Below are 17,579 nucleotides of genomic sequence, written 5' to 3' on the forward strand. Positions count from 1 at the left end.
TTGCTTTAGATTCATTGCTAAAGCTTGATGCAACAGTCTCGATATATGCATCGATTCCTTTTGTCCGATCGCGTTTGTGATTAGATGCTTGGATTAACTCTCCTTTACCAGAAAAAATACGATGTTTCGCTATAATGACTCCGTTACTAGTTTCTCTAACTAGTAAGTGATGATCATCGGTCACCTCAATATAGACTTGCTTAAGCCTATTAAATGTTCCAAGTGGAACACTATATCGATTGGACTTGTACCAGATTGTATTGTCCTTTCGAACGCTTCTTGTTATACTAGATTCATAGTTGCTATCGAAATAATAATTTTCGATAGGTGTAGAGATTGGTCGCAAGTGTTGCTTCTCAAGGCTGAACACTTCGACTGGTCTTTTTTTTTTGTTGTATTATGAACCTTATAATTCCCAGTACGTTCAAGCCATCTCCACCCTGACTCATTCCAAGCATCTAGACCATAGTAAGTACGATGTTTTGCGAAATTTTGTTTTATATATTTGACGACATTTTCAATTTTCCCTTTACTTTCTGGATCAGCTTTTCTACACATATGGATGACCAAGTCGCGCTCTTCTTTATAAGCTTGAAACTCCCGCGTTAGAATAAGATCTCCGCCATTTTCACTAACTAGAATTAACGCATCCTGATCATAAACGAGCTCATCAGAAATCCCACCAAAATATTGAAATGCATTTTCATGTGCACGAATGACATCTCGTGTCGTAAAAGGTCTGTCTAACCACTCTTTATACTTTTGGCGAGAGTTTCCCAAGACAAATGCTATAAAACGAAGTTTTACTTTCTTTCTATCCGGTGTAAATTGTTCTGTTTCACCAAAATCAACCTGCATTTGCTTTCCCATAGGAACCTCTGGAACAGCTTCGTAGTCTCTAGTTGCTGCTTCCTTTGGAATATCATATTCTTTACGAAGTCCTCTTACATAAAGCCTGACTGTGCTTTCGGCTACTTCAAGACTTGGATATCTCTCTTGTAACCAATCCAAAACTTGGGCTGCAGACATATCAGGATGTTCATAAAGCCAAGATAAAATTATATCTTTATAAGGATCTAGTTTCTTTCTTCTAACCTTCGTTTTTTTCACCCATTTCGACATTGCTTCTGGGTTACGCTCTAAATATCTGTAGACTGTACTCCTTGAAATATCTAACTTTTGAGCCACCTGAACTTTAGTAAACCCTTGTTTTAATAACTGATGAATTTCCATGTACATTTTCCACTTCTCCACCTTTTATACCTCCATCACTGCGACAATAAAATAATACTAATATCATAACAGTGAGAGAAGGTTAATTTGAATAAAATGTTTCTTTTTATTTAGCGGAAACTGTACCATTTAGTTTATCAGTCACAAATGGAGGATGAAAGATGATAACTAAATATACAAGAGCATACGCCTATGTTCGTATTAGCACAAATAAACAACTAGATAACACATCTATTGAACAACAAATTGAAGCAATAGAAAAGTATTGTAAGGAAAATAATATTATTCTTGTAAAAACATATGTAGAGGAACCAGCATCCGGAGAAAGCTTTTCAAATAGATCTGAGATTAAAGAGATGTTTTATAACGTTTTCCAAAAGGAGAATAATATTGATTCCGTCATCGTATTTAAACAAGACCGCATATCACGCAATTCTTTAGATTCTCAATATATCTTTAACCGTTTAAAAAAGGCTAACAAGAACCTAATTTCAATAGCTGATAATATCGACACAAACGATCCTAACTCAAAGCTTATTTATCAGATATTAGGTATTATTGCAGAAGTCGAAAAAGATCTAATCGCTTTTCGTACATCACTAGGTATGGAAAAAACCTTTGAAAATGGAGACTTCAACGGTGGAAGGGTATTTGGATATAATTTAGTAAATAAGAAATTAGTTATTAACGAAGATGAAGCAAGAGTAGTGAAATACATTTTTGATTGTTACTCTAACAAAATGTGGGGTTATCGAAAAATAGCTAGTAATTTAAATATGCAAGGTATCAAAACCAAAAAGGATAATTATTGGTCTATTACTGCTGTTAGAACTATTCTCAATAATAAAATCTACAATGTTTATGTTAAATGGAAAGGAAAATATAAAAAAGGTAACCATTATCCAATTATCAGTGAAGAGCTATGGGAAAGAACTCAAAAACTTTTATCACTACGTAGTTATACCCAAGAAAAAATACACAACGGCTCCTTTCCATTATCAGGTCTATTAAAGTGTCCTACTTGTGGAGGTGCAATGGTACAAGGGAATGCAAACAAAAAGTACAAATATTACGTGTGTGGCCGTTTTAAAAACAGTGGTTCAAAAGCATGTAAGTCAAATCTTGTAAAAAAGGAGTATGCAGAGCAAGAGGTTCTATCACAGGTTATGGGGTACCTTAAAAGTTTAAACCTCTCTGTACCATTACAAAGAGTTGTTATGGATAACCTAAAAAGTGAACTTGAGCCAATTAAAGAGGAACTTAAATTGCTAGAGAAAAATTTAAATGAATTAAAAAAAGAGAAGAAGGATCTCTTGCAACTTTATACAAAAAGAATAATCGACATTGATACACTTAGTGATGAAATGAAAAGAATACAGAATCAAGAAAGTGAACAAAAGGAATTTAAAATACTACTAACAAAGCAGATAGAAATAAAGAATAGCAGTGACGACTTATTACCAGTAATTAATCACATTGCCAATGATTTTAATTCATTTTATAACCTATTAGATGACTTTGATAAAAAAGAATTCCTCCGGTTTCTTATTAAAGAAATTCAAGTTAATGCCGGAGAAAAACCTAAAGAACGAACCATCAAAAAAATAGTCTACGAGTTTGATCAGAAGTTATTTAAAGAGATAAATAATGAACTTGTTTGACAACTTGCTGGCATTTTACTGTAGATTTGAACAATTTTTAGTAGGAAGCTCAATTAGCAGTCTATTTTCTAGCAAATAGACTGCTAAAATTATAATCTTATTATTTTCCCTCTTCTACAAATGTAGTAGTCAATAGAAACTCTGACTTTAAAGCAGGTTTAATATCATTTAATATGACTAAATCTATCGGCTTCTGAAAGTGATCTTCTAGGCTTATTTTTAAGTCCATGTAATTATCAAAAGATAAATCCGAGTCGTTAAATTCTACTATTACATCAATATCACTGGATTCTTTTTGTTCATCGCGGCTGTAAGAACCAAACAAACCAACTCGCTTAACACCGTGTTTATCTCTCCAAGTATTTAGGTTTTTTGATAATTCATCAAGGATTGCTTGTTTCGATAACATATTATCATCACCATTTTCCGACATTGGTTTTTTATTTTCGTTATAATTCCGAACCCATTAACAAATGATATAAGTCCTAATAATACTCTACCATTAATTACACATTCTACTGAACCGCAACCAGCCAAATTACTATTAAATTGCTGTTATTCCTGTAAAGGGTGAGATAGTTTAAGTGTATTAATTAAAGCTCCTATAAATAAGGAGCTTTATCCTGCACAACAAGATAATTTTGATACATCCTTATCAAATGTAAGGGCAGCTAATTTTATTCCCTCTGCCGATGTTAAATATGGAGCAAAGCTTTCTTTTAAATCCTCTACGGTTAAGCCAAATTTAACGGCTAATGTCGCTGCATAAATCACATCTCCTGCATTTTCAGCTACGATATGAACCCCTAATACTTTTAACGTTTTTGCATCAGCTACAAGTTTAAATACACCTGTTGTTTCCCTATTTACTATCGCTCTTGGGACTGCATCTAACGGTAATACTGATGTTTTTACTTCATAGCCTTTTTCTTTTGCTTGTTCTTCCGTTAAACCAACTGTTGCAATCGATGGATTTGTAAATGTAACAATTGGAACAACGGATAAATCTAATTTTTTATTTAATCCACCAACTGCATTATCTGCAACAACTCCACCTTCATAGGCTGCTACATACACAAATTGCGGTCCTAATGTCACATCTCCTGCTGCATAAATCTTTTCATTACTTGTTTGAGCAAATTCATTTATCAGTATTTCCTTTTGTTTTCCAACATCAACACCTGCAGCACGTAAATTTAAAGAATCCGTATTTGGTTTTCTTCCTGTTGCAATAAGTAACTGCTCTGATTCAACGACTTTTTTCTTACTGTTTACAGTTAGATAAACCTTTTTTATCTCCCCATCTTGTTCGACACACTCATATGTTGCTCCTTTGATAAGGTGTATACCCTGTTCGATTAACATTTTTTCTACTGTTTCAGAAATTTCCGGGTCATACTCTTTTAATAATCGCTCACTTCTTTGTATAAGTGTTACTTCTGAACCTAAATGATGGAAGAGTTGCCCAAGCTCAATCCCAATATATCCTGAACCTATCACCGTTAAACGTTTTGGAACTTTCTTTAATTCAAATAGCGTTGTACTTGTTAAATAATCAACTTTATTAAGTCCAGAAATCGATGGGATAGAAGGAGAGGCCCCTGTTGCAATTAAAAAGCGTTTTGCAGAAAGTTTTGTTCCATTTACCTCAATTGTATTTTCATCAACAAAGCTTGCTTCTCCCTCAATTAAATCAAATCCATATTCGTCTATTAAATCGACATATTTTTGATTCCGAAGTTCACTCACTAATTCGTTCTTTTGCTTGATTAAAGGAGCCAATTCCACTTCTCCAGCAGATGTTTGTAAACCTATAAACGGATTTATCTTAGCTAAATGATTGATTTCCCCTGCTCTAAGAAGGGTCTTGGATGGAACACAGCCAATATTCACACAGGTCCCTCCAATCGTTCCACGCTCAATCATTCCAACTTTTGCACCGTATTCAATAGCTTTAATTGCAGCAGAAAAAGCTGCACCACCAGAACCAATAATAAGAAGATCATAATTACCTTTAGTACCTAACACCACATTTTCTTGTTGTAGTAACTCTTCAATTTCTCCAGTTTGATAATTTGCTTCGTTAATTGCCCTTTTTGCACTTTCAACCTCTATACCATTAGGCAATTCAAATACTACTTCACCGCGACGGAAATTTGCTTCAGTATTTTTAGCACCTATACTTTCAAGTGCTGACTCTACGTGTTTTTCACAGCCTGTACAAGTCATTCCTTCAATATTTACCTTATATTTATTCATAATAAAGCTCCTTTCATTAATCTCTCATGTTAAAGTTTCTATTATTGGACACGCATGTAATTGCTTTTCATCAGGACATCGTTGTTTCAAGTCACCTAACATAGTTTCAATTCGTTTTAAATCCTCTATTTGCTTTTGAACTTCCTCTTGTTTTCTAGAAACAAATTCAAACATATCTTGGCAACGGACTTCATCTTTATCTACAACTCCAAGTAACTTGTAGATTTCACCTAAAGAAAAACCAAGCTCTTGTATTCGCTTGATGAATCCTACACGCTTAACGTCATAATCTGAATATAAACGATAACCAGTTTTTGTTCGGGAAGGTTCCTTTAGTAAATTTTTTCGTTCGTAATATCTAATCGTCTCTTTGTTAACTCCACATTTATCTGCAAACTCACCAATGCGATAAATCACTATTTTCACCTCAATAAAATTATAAACCATGTACTACAGTACATGGTCAAGTAGATATATATTATTAAAATTTCCCTACTAAAGTATTCTCCTTCAATGAAAAGTGGTTTTTTATTATAAAATTGCCCCCACTAGTAAATGGTTAAGATAAATTTAAAAAGGTTGGAAGTTCTCCCTACCTTTTATTTCACTTATCAGTCGTTTTATGATTATTGTTTTCCCTTTTTAAAACTCTGATAATTCTTATTCCCACCAGACAGGTTAAATACCTCTTTAAAAAAAACTCATATTAATTAATACATTCTGAGCCGCATTACCAGTAACACCCTTTTGTTCAAGGGAATAAACAGCTGATGCAACTCTAGTTAAATCTGGATCGACACTCGGTCCACAAACACCTGTAGAACAACATTTTGCTGGGTCAAACATTTCTACCTTTTCATCATGAACAACTTCTTTATTGATGTATAGTTATATACTTATATAGAAACCGAAAAGATAAGGCTTGCGTATCAACATGCCTCATCATTCCCTATTATTCACCTGTTTCAGCAAATCGCTTAATCCGTTCTCCTATTTCATCCCGAACGCGCTGAAACACTTTCCAAACTTCTTCTTCCGTACCTTCTGCTTTGGCTGGATCGTCAAAGCCCCAATGTTCACGTTTTACATGAGGTGGTGTCACTGGACAGCGGTCTTTGGCATCTCCACATAATGTTACCGCCAATGTTGCGTTATTTAAAAATTCTTGATCAATGGTTTCCGATTTTTGAACAGAAATATCAATTCCAGCTTCCTTCATTGCTTTTACCGCATTTGGGTTTAGTCCATGTGCCTCAATCCCTGCACTTCTAACTTCCCATTCATCTCCGAGATATTTTTTCGCCCATCCCTCTGCCATTTGACTACGGCATGAGTTCCCTGTACATAAGAAATAAATTGTTTTTTTAGCCATAATTCATTCTCCTTTTTAAAATAGTAGAAGTGTTAGATAAAGACCTACTAAAGTAATAAAAAGTATTGGGATAGTTAAAACAATCCCGGTTTTAAAATAGGTTCCCCATGAAATTTTAATTCCTTTTTGGGAAAGTACATGGAGCCACACTAAGGTTGCTAGTGAACCAATTGGCGTAATTTTTGGTCCTAAATCCGAACCAACTACGTTAGCATAAACAAGCGCTTCTCTTAATACACCAGAAGTATTCGTTTCAGCAATGGCTAATGCATCAATCATTACGGTTGGCATATTATTCATAATCGATGACAGGAAAGCAGCTATAAAACCCATTCCAACTGTAGCAACGAATAATCCTTGTTCAGCCACAGTTTGAAGAACACTTGCGAGCGCAGAGGTCAGCCCGGCATTTCCCAATCCATATACGACGACATACATTCCAATTGAAAAAATAACGATATTCCACGGAGCGCCTTTAATAACTTTTTTCGTATTAACAGCGGCACTACGTCTGGCCATTATGATAAAGAATATAGCTATGGCCCCAGCAATAATAGATACTGGTAAATTTATGAATTCGCTACTAAAATAGCCAATTACTAATAATCCGAGAACATACCAAGAAAGGCGAAACATCTTTATATCGTTTATTGCTTCTTTCGGTTCCCTAAGTTTCGATAAATCATAATTCTTAGGGATACTTTTTCTAAAGTAGATTAGTAATACCGAAATGGTTGCAATTAGTGAAAATAAGTTCGGAATAATCATCCGCGAAGCATATTCAACAAATCCAATGCCAAAGAAGTCTGCAGAAACGATATTTACTAAGTTACTTACAATAAATGGTAATGAAGTTGTATCCGCAATAAATCCACTTGCCATAATGAAAGGGAATATCATTTTTTCTTTAAAATTCAAATTTCGCACCATTGCAAGAACAATCGGTGTTAGGATAAGTGCCGCTCCGTCATTCGCAAATAATGCTGCAACAACTGCACCTAAAATACTAATGTAAACAAACATTTTTATTCCATGACCTTTTGCTACCCGTGCCATGTGCAGTGCTGCCCATTCGAATAATCCAATCTCATCTAGTATTAAAGAAATAAGGATAATTGCGACAAAGGATAGCGTTGCATTCCATGTGATGTCAATTACTTCAAGAACATCACTGAATCCTACTACCCCTACTAATAAGGCAATTACAGCTCCACCCATTGCGGACCAGCCAATGTTTAAGCCCTTTGGCTGCCATATTACTAGTACTAGGGTTGCAATAAAAATTAATATTGCGAGTATAAGCGTTGTAGACAAAATAATACCTCCAATTTAACAACAAGAAATTCGTGTACCATTTTCTTCAAGTTCTTTTAATTTGTAATCTTGATTAGGTAATTGATCAAGAATAGGTTTAATAAATGAATAATATTCATTTTCCTTATCTACGGAGTAAAATATCCATTGCCCTTTTCTTTCTTCCTTAACCAATCCTAAGTCTTTCAACTTACGTAAATGCTGACTAATCGATGGCTGACTGACTTGAAATATTTCAACAAATTCACAGACACAACAAGCTTGATTATCAATTAATTTCATAATCGTTAATCTTGTTTTATCACCCAATAATTTTAAAATAACTGCAGCCTTTTCCATTTCAATGGTTGTTTGCAGCACATCATCTCCTCCTTATAATTTCATTACAACATTAGTATATAACTATTTGCTTATATATACAATAAAATATTTCATTAAAATGTGACATTTAAAATGATGTTTTATTCAACAACCTGTATCAATAATACATAAAGCACGTTTAGCAATAATGCATGTATAATTATTGATGTCTATTTTACTTTATGTATTAAAGTTACAAACCAATAATATTTCTCAGTTACTAAAAAACTTAAAGTCGTTACTCTGTGGTAAAATGGCGTGAATAACAGTTATCTTGTCGTTGGGGTGATTATGAAATGGGTTTATTCGAAAAGATGTATACATTTATTATTTTCTTAGCAGTAATCATAGGCATAAGTCTAGGACAATTAGAACCAATAAGAACGAGTGCAGAGAGTTTTATTGTACCGTTATTAATATCAATGCTTTATATTACCTTCTTACAAATTCCTTTTGAAGAAATAAGAAAGTCTTTTAAAAACTTAAAGTTCACATCTACTACAGTCATCATGAATTTTCTCTGGACACCTCTTTTAGCGTGGCTATTAGCTTTACTATTTTTAGGTGATAACCCTGCATTATATATTGGTTTTATCATGTTAATGGTTACTCCTTGTACTGATTGGTACATAATCTTTACAGGTTTAGCAAAGGGAAATGTTGCTTTATCAACTGCTATTTTGCCTTTAAATTTACTATTACAGGTTTTCTTACTACCCGTTTATCTTCTAATTTTCGGTGGAACTACAGGATTTATTGAACTTTCCTTTTTGGTTGAAAGTATACTGATTGTATTATTCATCCCATTAGCTTTATCAGTCTTAACAAAAGCATTATTGAAAAGTAAACAACAGTTCGCTAAAAATCTATTATCGAAATTAAGTGCGCTACCAATTATTTCTCTAAGCCTTGCAATCGTTGCAATGTTTGCTTCTCAAGGACAATTACTACTTGATAACCTAAATTTATTGTGGAAGTTAACAATCCCTATTCTTCTATATTTTGTAATAAACTTTATCGTTGGCCGGAAAATTGGGCAGCTTCTGAAATTCTCGCAATCTGATAAAGTCAGTTTGAATATGACCACTTTAGCTAGAAATTCACCTATAGCTTTAGCAATTGCTATGACAGCATTTCCGGATCAACCTTTAATTGCTTTAACATTAGTTATAGGTCCATTATTGGAATTACCTATACTTGCTATTATCACTCAGATTTTATTGTTTATCTCTAAAGGTAAGACCACATAAGAGAAAAAAAGAACACATCAAATTTTAGCTTATAATGCGTTCTTTCTATTCTATCCTGTGTCTCCATATTAAATAAATTGGTTTACATCTTCTTTAAAGATTCTCCCTTTAATTATCGGATATATTTTAAAGAAGTGAAAATAAGTCGTTGAATGTACCATTAACTGTTCAACACATTAAAATCTGTTACAACAGGAATCCCTTTTGTTAATGCACCAGTTTTGTCAAAAGCAATCGCTTTTAAGGCACCCATTTCTCCTAGATAAATTCCGCCTTTGATAAGCACACCTTTTTTAGCTGCATTTCCAATTGCTGAAACAATTGAAATAACTAATGCACAAGGACAACCAACGACAAGAACAGCTTGCCCTTGATAAGCCCAAGTTCCCCAGCTCCCACCAAATAATAATAGGTGTATAATATTTTGCAAATTTATCTACAAACGCTTGAGATGGTGTGCGTTCATCTTGTGTTTCTTCTACAAGGTGAATAATTTTGGAGTTTGTTGTATTTCTAACTAGCTCTGTTACTTAAATTCTTTTTGTATTCTTTCTTTTATTCTCTACTCTCTCCTTCTAGGTCAACTTTGTAGTTCTCCTTCCCTTTTCATTAAAATTTCAGAAGTGCATTAATCTTGGTGATTATTCCATAGTAGTAGCAACGAATGTTTATTGTGTCAGATAGAGTTATACAACTTACCTATATATATGTAAATAATAGCAAGTACCTCTCCCAATTCAACTACTAAAAAAGAACCTACCCGATTTGGATAAGTCCCTAATTTAATAATTATTCTACTGATGACAATTCACTTTCCGTTACCCACTTGTGGTTTTTTACTTCATCTCCTGTATCAGTTGTTACAAAATCAACCATATATACCGTTGTTTCTTCGGCAGAATCAATAACTGCATCAGCCCCGTTCATTCCTTCCATATGATCCGTATTTAAGGTCACCTCAGTACCCGGTTCAAATGGTTCTTCCCCGGCTCCTTCAATCTCCTCGTGGATGACCCATTTGTGATTTTCTACCGGTTCCCCACTGGTTGTAGGCGTGTAGGAAACAGTATATACCGTGGTATCATATGCTCCAACGATTGTTGCCTCTGCACCTTTCATTCCCGGCATATGATCGGATTCAATAATTGCTTGGCTGCCAACCTCATAAGAAGGGTTGTCCGCTTCTTGTAAGCCTTCGGGAATTTCGCCAGTGCTAGAATGGTTCATACCAGAATGATCCATGCCTTCCATATCTTCATTGGTATCAGATTCCTCCATATCCATTTCATTATTATTAGCCACATTTTCTTCCGTATTAGATTCGGTTTCTGTATTCTCCTCTTCATTTGCACCTGCACATGCAGATAAGATAAGTACTGTGAATATAGTAATTATCCCTATTACGATTTTTCTACTTTGCATTTAAACAATCCCTCCTAATAAAATAAAGCTTGCTTATATTCTAACCAGTAAATTTGCAGATTATATGCAGACCTTGCAAAACGTAAATTACGAATATTTCCAAAATAAATCTCCATTCCTTTTCCAAGTGGATTACAAAAGGTTATAAAAATACAATGTCATTTAATATCAATGACATTTCAGTAGAATAATCCATTTATACTCAACATCTAAATTTAATAGTGATTAGTTTTTACTCCAATTATGCATTATTTCTCGATATTTGTTCGGTATGATAATTGCGACGATAGATTGAATGGCAAGGGAAGGAGGAAAATGTATTAAAGGTAATTTTCTAACTCGTGGTGATTACAACTAAATAACTCATCAGAAATCTAAAATGCAAAAACCGAAATGATATTTTCAACAACTTATACTTGACGAATAAAGGAGCGAACAAATGAAAAAAAGTATATTGACAGGTGCAGGCTTGTTGCTAATATTGACGGGTTGCACAAACATCACAACAGAACAACAGTCTGTAGAACAAACTATGGAATCTGGAGAAATGCAACATGAAGAAAATATGGATATGAACCACGGGGACATGGAAGGTATGGAAGAACACATGGACCATGATAATATCCCCCCTCTTCAAGCCTCCAAAGGAACTCAGGAGTTAGTAATACCACCCCTGCTAGAAAAACAGAAGGAATCAGATTTCGATTATGAGGTGGTCGCACAAGAAGGCACGACGCAATTCTTTGATGGCTCTCCAACCAATACTTACGGATATAATGGGAATTTGTTGGGTCCGACTTTACAGTTGAAAGAGGGGGAAACCGTTAAAGTGAAGGTCCGGAATGAATTAAACGAACCAACAACCTTTCACTGGCACGGTCTTGAAGTACCGGGAACTGAGGATGGTGGTCCGAGTGATGTAATTCAGCCGGGGGAAAGTAAAATCGTCACCTTAAAAGCCGATCAGCCGGCAGCGACATTGTGGTATCACCCACATCCACACAAATCGACTGCTGAACAAGTTTTCAAAGGGCTTGCAGGAATGCTCTACGTGGAGGAGACGGATGAAGAAGCTCCTGCTTTGCCACATACTTATGGTGTAGATGATATCCCTCTCATTTTTCAGGATCGTCTCTTTGACGAAAACAAGCAACTGGATTATAAAAATCTGATGAACAGTGATGGAACAATCGGAGATGTATCGCTCGTTAACGGTACGATTAATCCGAAACTGACTGTGACAAAACCGCTGATGCGTTTTCGAATCCTAAACGGCGCGAACGCCCGAAATTACACGTTCCGTTTAAGCAATGGGGCCACATTTACTCAGATTGCTTCAGATGGCGGGTTATTGCATGAACCGGTTGAAATGGATGAGATTACGCTGTCCCCATCGGAGCGCGCTGAAATCCTAATTGATTTTTCAGCGATGGAATCCGATGAGCCAATTGCCATTACTGATGAAGAAGGTAATGCTCTGTTGCCTTTTGATTTGGATATCGACGGCGGAACGGAAGAAATGGAATCCATATCTTGGACCGATGACACTACCTTCCTTAAAGAAGAAGAAAAATCCTTACCGGTCTCCAAGAAGATCGAACTGTTTGGAATGATGGATAAGGTCACCATAAACGGCAAGAAATTCGATCCTGAACGGATTGACTTGCGGCAAAAGAAAGGAGTTTCGGAAGTTTGGGAAGTTTATAACAAGCCAGACGAAATGGGGGGAATGATACATCCATTCCATATTCATGGTACTCAGTTCAAAATCATATTGCGTGATGGAAGGGAACCAGCTCCGAATGAACAAGGGCTGAAAGATAGTGTTCTTATTGAACCGGGCGAACGAGTAAGACTGCTCGTCACCTTTCCAGAAGAGGGAATCTATATGTACCATTGCCATATTCTAGAGCATGAGGATAACGGTATGATGGGGCAAGTAGAAGTATACTAATTTTACGGAATAAACATTAAGAAGGGCTGTACCGATTGTTTTGGATTACGTACAGCCCCTTTTTATTTTGCTGACAATTCATCCTAAAACGTTGGTTAATGCCAAGAGATTTTAGGTATCCTTGAAATAATCTACTGTTGCCTTCGAAAAGTTCCACTAAAAATATTTATATAACAATTTTAATTAACCGTTTATAATATTTTCATATGATATAGTAAAAGTAAATTGGTACTTAAATCACTTTTTTGGTTCAGAGAAAAAGTGAAGTCGAGGTGAGATATTTTGTGTTTTTCCTATAGTTTTATTGAACAACAAACTCATGAAATGTCCAAAAAGATATGGGAAAGCTCCTTATACAAATTAATTAGGGTTGACTTTGCAGGTGGCAACTGTTTTGAAGTCCAAAGTAGATTAAATGATTGGGTAAGTCTTGAAACGGAAATGGGGAACAAGTCCGCTTTAATTACAAAAGTTATTTTGGAGGACTTAGAAGGAAAGCATTATTCTATTGAACCGAATGACAATGGGGTAAGATTTGCAAAAGGAGAAATCACTTATAAAGAGTATAAAATTCTTCAAAAGAAAGGGAATGCTCTTTGGATTACAATTTTTATTGTTGGGATTTTAGTATTTTTTACGTTGATGTCAGTGTTGGTAAAGTTTGTTCTTTAATACTATCTAATTTCTAATGGTTAACATATTGGTTCCCTTAGTGAAAGTAACATTATTTATCCAAATTTGAAACCACCCTCACACCTTATTAAATGTATATTAAAAGGCTGGTCTTCTCTATGAAAACCAGCCTATTTCGTATATTTAGGCAACATCATAGCCTTGTTCTTCAATTGCATCTTTCATGGCATCAACATTTACCTTTGATTCATCAAAAGTAACATCTACTTTTCCAGCTTCTAAATTAACCTCAGCTGCTGATACGCCATCTAATTTTTTCAATGCACCTTCAACTGACATTTTGCAGTGACCACAAGACATGCCTTGTACGTCTAATGTTTTCTTTTCCATTATATTTTCACCTCCTTTAAATAAATTTAATATATTTTATAACTTCACTCTTTTTAGTCGAAGTGAGTTAGTAACAACACTTACTGAACTTAACGCCATTGCTGCGCCAGCAATCCACGGCGCAAGTAATCCAATTGCTGCAACTGGTATTCCGGCTGTATTATATCCGAATGCCCAGAATAGATTTTGTCGGATATTTCTAATCGTTGCATGACTGATTTTAATTGCCTTCGGTATAAGCAATAGCTCACCGCCAAGAATCGTTACGTCAGCAGCTTCAATAGCCACTTCTGTACCAGTCCCAATGGCAATACCAATATTCGCTATAACAAGTGCAGGTGCATCATTCACACCATCTCCAACCATTGCAACTTTCTTACCTTGTTCTTGGATCTCTTTTACTTTAGCTGCTTTTTCTTCAGGTAATACTTCAGCGATTACCTGATCAATTCCAACTTGTTTTGCTATTGCTTTGGCTGTTCGTTCATTATCACCTGTTAGCATAAACACTTCTATTCCTAAATCTTTCAATTGCTTAATAGCTTCTGGAGCCGTTTCTTTTATAGTATCTGCAACAGCAACTGTTCCCCGGTACTCACCATCAATAGCAATCAACATCGCTGTCTTACCATCTGTTTCATAATTTATTAATTTTTCTTCATAACCTGTTGTATCAATTTGATGATCATTCATTAACTTTCTATTACCAACAAGAATGTTTTTTCCAGAAATTGTTGCTTCAATACCATGACCGGGTATCGCTGAGAAATGATCTACATCCAAGAAGTCGATGCTATTCTCTGTAGCGTATGCCACAATAGCTTCTGCAAGTGGATGTTCGGATCCTTTTTCTGCACTAGCCAATAATTGTAATGTTTCTTCGTCACCTGAAAAATCTGTTACTTCCGGCTTTCCTTTTGTGATTGTACCAGTCTTATCAAGCACAATTGCTTCTAATTTATGTGTCCCTTCCAGATGTTCTCCACCTTTAAATAAAATTCCACTTTCTGCTGCTTTTCCTGTTCCAACCATAATTGATGTTGGTGTTGCAAGTCCTAAAGCACATGGACAGGCAATAACAAGTACAGCAATTGCTGCAACCAAAGCAGGTTCTAAATGACCCGGTTGTACTAAAGTAATCCATATAATAAAAGTAAGGATAGCAATACCGACCACTATCGGAACGAAATAACCTGAAATAACATCTGCTAATCGTTGAATTGGAGCCTTTGAACCTTGGGCTTCCTCCACGACCTTGACAATAGATGCAAGGGCCGTATCTTTGCCTACTTTTGTTGCTTCCATTTCAATGGAGCCATTTTTATTAATAGTAGATCCAATTAATTTTGCTCCTGAATCCTTTTCAATTGGAATTGATTCTCCTGTAAGCATGGATTCATCAACCGATGTTCTTCCTTTTACAACCATACCATCAACAGGTATCTTTTCTCCCGGCTTGACAATTAAGTGATCCCCAACGACAACTTCTTCTACAGGAATCATTAATTCTTTACCATCTCTAATTACACGAGCTTCTTTTGCTTGTAAATTAAGCAATTTTGATAAAGCATTTGTTGTTTGACTTTTGGCTCTCGTTTCTAAATATTTACCAAACAAAATTAACGTAATCAAAACGGCACTCGTTTCAAAGTATAGATGTGGCATATATTCTGGATTGCCAATAGTCTTGAATGCTTCGTATAAGCTAAAGAAATAAGCCGCACTTGTACCTAATGCAACAAGTACATCCATGTTTGCTCCACCATTACGTAGGTTCTTATATGCTCCTTCATAAAATTGCCATCCGATGATAAATTGAACGGGTGTTGCTAAAGCAAATTGGAACCAAGGATTCATGAATATATCTGGTATACTCATTCCTAATAAATGAACAAGCATCGTTAATAATAATGGTGCAGATAGGACAGCAGAAATAATTAATTTCTTCTTCATATTTTTTAATTCTTTTTCTTTATATGTTTGTTTGTCTTCGGCTTTTGCCTTTGGTTTTGCATCATAACCAATATTTTTAATTTTATCAATTAGGTCTTTTACATCAACGATTCCGGGATTATATTCAATAGCCGCACTTTCTGTCGTTAAGTTTACAGTTGCAAGTTTCACTCCTTCTTGTTTATTTAATACCTTTTCAATACGGTTAGAGCAAGCTGCACAAGTCATCCGAAAGACATCTAGTTCTGTTTTCTCCGTTAGAACACCGTAACCAACATTCTCTATTTTTTCCGATATATCCTCAATAGAGGTTTTTTCTGGATCATAATCTATCGTTGCCTTTTCTGTTGTTAAATTAACTTGGGCCTTGACCCCATCCATTTTATTCAAAACCTTTTCAACACGATTAGAACAAGCTGCACAGGTCATCCCTGTTACACCAAGTGTAGTATGATTTGTTTCACTCATAACAATTCCCTCCTTACTTAGAAAACTGCTTCATGACATTCAATAATTCTTCAATGGTTTCCTTACCTTCACCTTGTTTGATAGCATCACTAACACAATGTTTAATATGTCGTTCCGTGATAGAAAATCCTACATTTTTTAATGCCGATTGAATGGCACTTATTTGTACTAAAATATCTACACAATAACGATCATCTTCCACCATTTTCTGTATTCCACGAACTTGACCCTCAATTCGTTTTAAACGATTAATTATTTTTTGCATTTCATCTTTTGTTCTTGGTTTACTCGGATGATCGTGTAAGAATTTTTCCTCCAAATGAATCACTTCCTTATCTTTATATATTTACGATACCCCCGTATAGTATTATTGTCAATGGATAAACTTTATATTTTGTTATATTTCCCCTATTATTTAACAATCACATTAAAACGCACTTTCTATTAATATTTTGAGATTCTCTTTCTTCATTATTACCTTTGATTAATATTTGCTGAAATCTGCACAAAAAATGGACATTTTTTTTATATGTTATTTAATGGATAAGACTATTAAAGGCAAAGTGAGTGAATTGATATGTTCGAACTTTTTAACGAAATAGGCATCATGTTAAATGAGCCACTTCAACAAATTGCATATGGATATGAACATATACCGCTGTTATTTGCATTTTTTCTTGGTTTAATTGGCGCAGTTGCTCCCTGTCAACTTACAGGTAATATTAGTGCAATGACTATTTATGGGAATAAATCATTAATTGAAAAAGTCCCTTGGTTACACGTATTTCTATTTGTTTTAGGTAAAATAGTCGTTTTTTCAATTATTGGTTTAGTGATTTGGTTACTCGGAAAGGAAGTACACAGTACTCTTACACAAATGTTCCCGATTCTAAGGAAATTAATAGGGCCATTACTTATACTAGTTGGTATATTTATGCTCGGATTATTTAGTTGGAGGAAAACCGGAAAAATGTTTAAAATCCCTACTAGGCTTAGAGACAGCTATCTAGGAAGCTTTTTAATGGGTGCAAGTTTTACGTTAGCATTTTGCCCTACTATGTTTGTATTATTTATACTAACCTTAATGCCAGTTGTATTAGAAACATCATATGGATTTGTATTACCTTCTGTATTTGGAATTGGAACCTCTCTCCCACTTTTATTAATTATTTTTCTTATTTGGTATTATGGGGCAAGTGGGATTATATTAAAGAAAAGCAGAAAAATAGGTTCACTCGTTCAGAAATTTGCAGGGGTTATTATTCTTGTTATTGGTATTCTGGATACTTTAACTTACTGGTAAAAGAGGT

Annotated in this window: 16 protein-coding genes and 3 pseudogenes; 5 read left to right on the forward strand and 14 right to left on the reverse strand. The window is 34.9% G+C overall.

Annotation, left to right across the window (positions count from 1 at the left end; translation table 11 throughout):
- Positions 1-184, reverse strand: a pseudogene (locus HNQ35_RS14095) (IS21 family transposase); the annotation flags it as partial.
- A gap of 98 nt (positions 185-282) precedes the next feature.
- Positions 283-1,254, reverse strand: a complete 972-nt coding sequence (gene istA / locus HNQ35_RS08205) for an IS21 family transposase (protein WP_183330134.1) — start codon at positions 1,252-1,254, stop codon at positions 283-285.
- Between the two features lie 140 nt (positions 1,255-1,394).
- On the opposite strand from istA, the gene HNQ35_RS08210 reads away from it, so the two are divergent.
- A complete protein-coding gene (locus HNQ35_RS08210) occupies positions 1,395-2,894 on the forward strand; it encodes a recombinase family protein (protein WP_146937128.1) in 1,500 nt (499 codons plus the stop codon).
- A gap of 100 nt (positions 2,895-2,994) precedes the next feature.
- On the opposite strand, the gene HNQ35_RS08215 is transcribed toward HNQ35_RS08210, so the two are convergent.
- From HNQ35_RS08215 to HNQ35_RS08245, 7 genes and pseudogenes are all read right to left on the reverse strand, one after another.
- Positions 2,995-3,303, reverse strand: coding sequence for a nucleotidyltransferase family protein (locus HNQ35_RS08215; protein ID WP_062351127.1), 309 nt, complete (start codon positions 3,301-3,303; stop codon positions 2,995-2,997).
- Positions 3,304-3,512: 209 nt separating this feature from the next.
- Positions 3,513-5,153: a mercury(II) reductase gene (gene merA, locus HNQ35_RS08220; RefSeq protein WP_146937130.1), complete on the reverse strand. Its 1,641-nt coding sequence runs from the start codon at positions 5,151-5,153 to the stop codon at positions 3,513-3,515.
- Positions 5,154-5,177: 24 nt separating this feature from the next.
- On the reverse strand, positions 5,178-5,570 hold the full coding sequence (merR, locus tag HNQ35_RS08225; RefSeq protein ID WP_040037804.1) for a mercury resistance transcriptional regulator MerR: 393 nt from the start codon (positions 5,568-5,570) through the stop codon (positions 5,178-5,180).
- Between the two features lie 209 nt (positions 5,571-5,779).
- Positions 5,780-5,951, reverse strand: a pseudogene (locus HNQ35_RS14510) (hypothetical protein); the annotation flags it as partial.
- A gap of 154 nt (positions 5,952-6,105) precedes the next feature.
- Entirely contained in the window at positions 6,106-6,525 is a 420-nt protein-coding gene (arsC, locus tag HNQ35_RS08235) for an arsenate reductase (thioredoxin) (protein ID WP_040037803.1), read from the reverse strand.
- Between the two features lie 15 nt (positions 6,526-6,540).
- Positions 6,541-7,839, reverse strand: coding sequence for an arsenic transporter (locus HNQ35_RS08240; protein ID WP_040037802.1), 1,299 nt, complete (start codon positions 7,837-7,839; stop codon positions 6,541-6,543).
- Positions 7,840-7,854: 15 nt separating this feature from the next.
- A complete protein-coding gene (locus HNQ35_RS08245; protein ID WP_087941717.1) occupies positions 7,855-8,199 on the reverse strand; it encodes an ArsR/SmtB family transcription factor in 345 nt (114 codons plus the stop codon).
- Between the two features lie 296 nt (positions 8,200-8,495).
- Between HNQ35_RS08245 and HNQ35_RS08250 the strand changes: the two genes are divergently transcribed.
- Complete coding sequence (locus HNQ35_RS08250) at positions 8,496-9,449, forward strand: arsenic resistance protein (protein WP_040037801.1); 954 nt, start codon at positions 8,496-8,498, stop codon at positions 9,447-9,449.
- A 166-nt stretch (positions 9,450-9,615) separates the two neighbouring features.
- On the opposite strand, the pseudogene HNQ35_RS08255 reads toward HNQ35_RS08250, so the two are convergent.
- Positions 9,616-9,967: pseudogene (locus HNQ35_RS08255) on the reverse strand (cation-transporting P-type ATPase); the annotation flags it as partial.
- Positions 9,968-10,238: 271 nt separating this feature from the next.
- Positions 10,239-10,871 (reverse strand): YdhK family protein, encoded by a 633-nt coding sequence (locus HNQ35_RS08260; RefSeq protein WP_146937132.1) that lies wholly within the window; start codon positions 10,869-10,871, stop codon positions 10,239-10,241.
- 439 nt (positions 10,872-11,310) lie between these two features.
- Between HNQ35_RS08260 and HNQ35_RS08265 the strand changes: the two genes are divergently transcribed.
- Together HNQ35_RS08265 and HNQ35_RS08270 are read left to right on the forward strand one after the other, a co-directional pair.
- Positions 11,311-12,825: a multicopper oxidase domain-containing protein gene (locus HNQ35_RS08265; protein ID WP_146937134.1), complete on the forward strand. Its 1,515-nt coding sequence runs from the start codon at positions 11,311-11,313 to the stop codon at positions 12,823-12,825.
- A gap of 282 nt (positions 12,826-13,107) precedes the next feature.
- Positions 13,108-13,497, forward strand: coding sequence for a hypothetical protein (locus HNQ35_RS08270; RefSeq protein ID WP_040037995.1), 390 nt, complete (start codon positions 13,108-13,110; stop codon positions 13,495-13,497).
- A gap of 144 nt (positions 13,498-13,641) precedes the next feature.
- Here HNQ35_RS08270 and copZ read toward each other — a convergent pair whose 3' ends face one another.
- From copZ to HNQ35_RS08285, 3 genes are read right to left on the reverse strand one after another with little or no spacing between them, the layout of a single operon-like run.
- Entirely contained in the window at positions 13,642-13,848 is a 207-nt protein-coding gene (gene copZ, locus HNQ35_RS08275) for a copper chaperone CopZ (RefSeq protein ID WP_040037994.1), read from the reverse strand.
- A 36-nt stretch (positions 13,849-13,884) separates the two neighbouring features.
- Positions 13,885-16,269, reverse strand: a complete 2,385-nt coding sequence (locus tag HNQ35_RS08280; protein WP_146937137.1) for a heavy metal translocating P-type ATPase — start codon at positions 16,267-16,269, stop codon at positions 13,885-13,887.
- Between the two features lie 13 nt (positions 16,270-16,282).
- Positions 16,283-16,534, reverse strand: a complete 252-nt coding sequence (locus HNQ35_RS08285; protein WP_046128617.1) for a metal-sensing transcriptional repressor — start codon at positions 16,532-16,534, stop codon at positions 16,283-16,285.
- Positions 16,535-16,846: 312 nt separating this feature from the next.
- Between HNQ35_RS08285 and HNQ35_RS08290 the strand changes: the two genes are divergently transcribed.
- Positions 16,847-17,572, forward strand: coding sequence for a cytochrome c biogenesis CcdA family protein (locus HNQ35_RS08290; RefSeq protein WP_146937139.1), 726 nt, complete (start codon positions 16,847-16,849; stop codon positions 17,570-17,572).
- Positions 17,573-17,579: the final 7 nt, after the last annotated feature.

The sequence above is a fragment of the Cerasibacillus quisquiliarum genome (assembly GCF_014202495.1).
GTDB lineage: Bacteria > Bacillota > Bacilli > Bacillales > Amphibacillaceae > Cerasibacillus > Cerasibacillus quisquiliarum.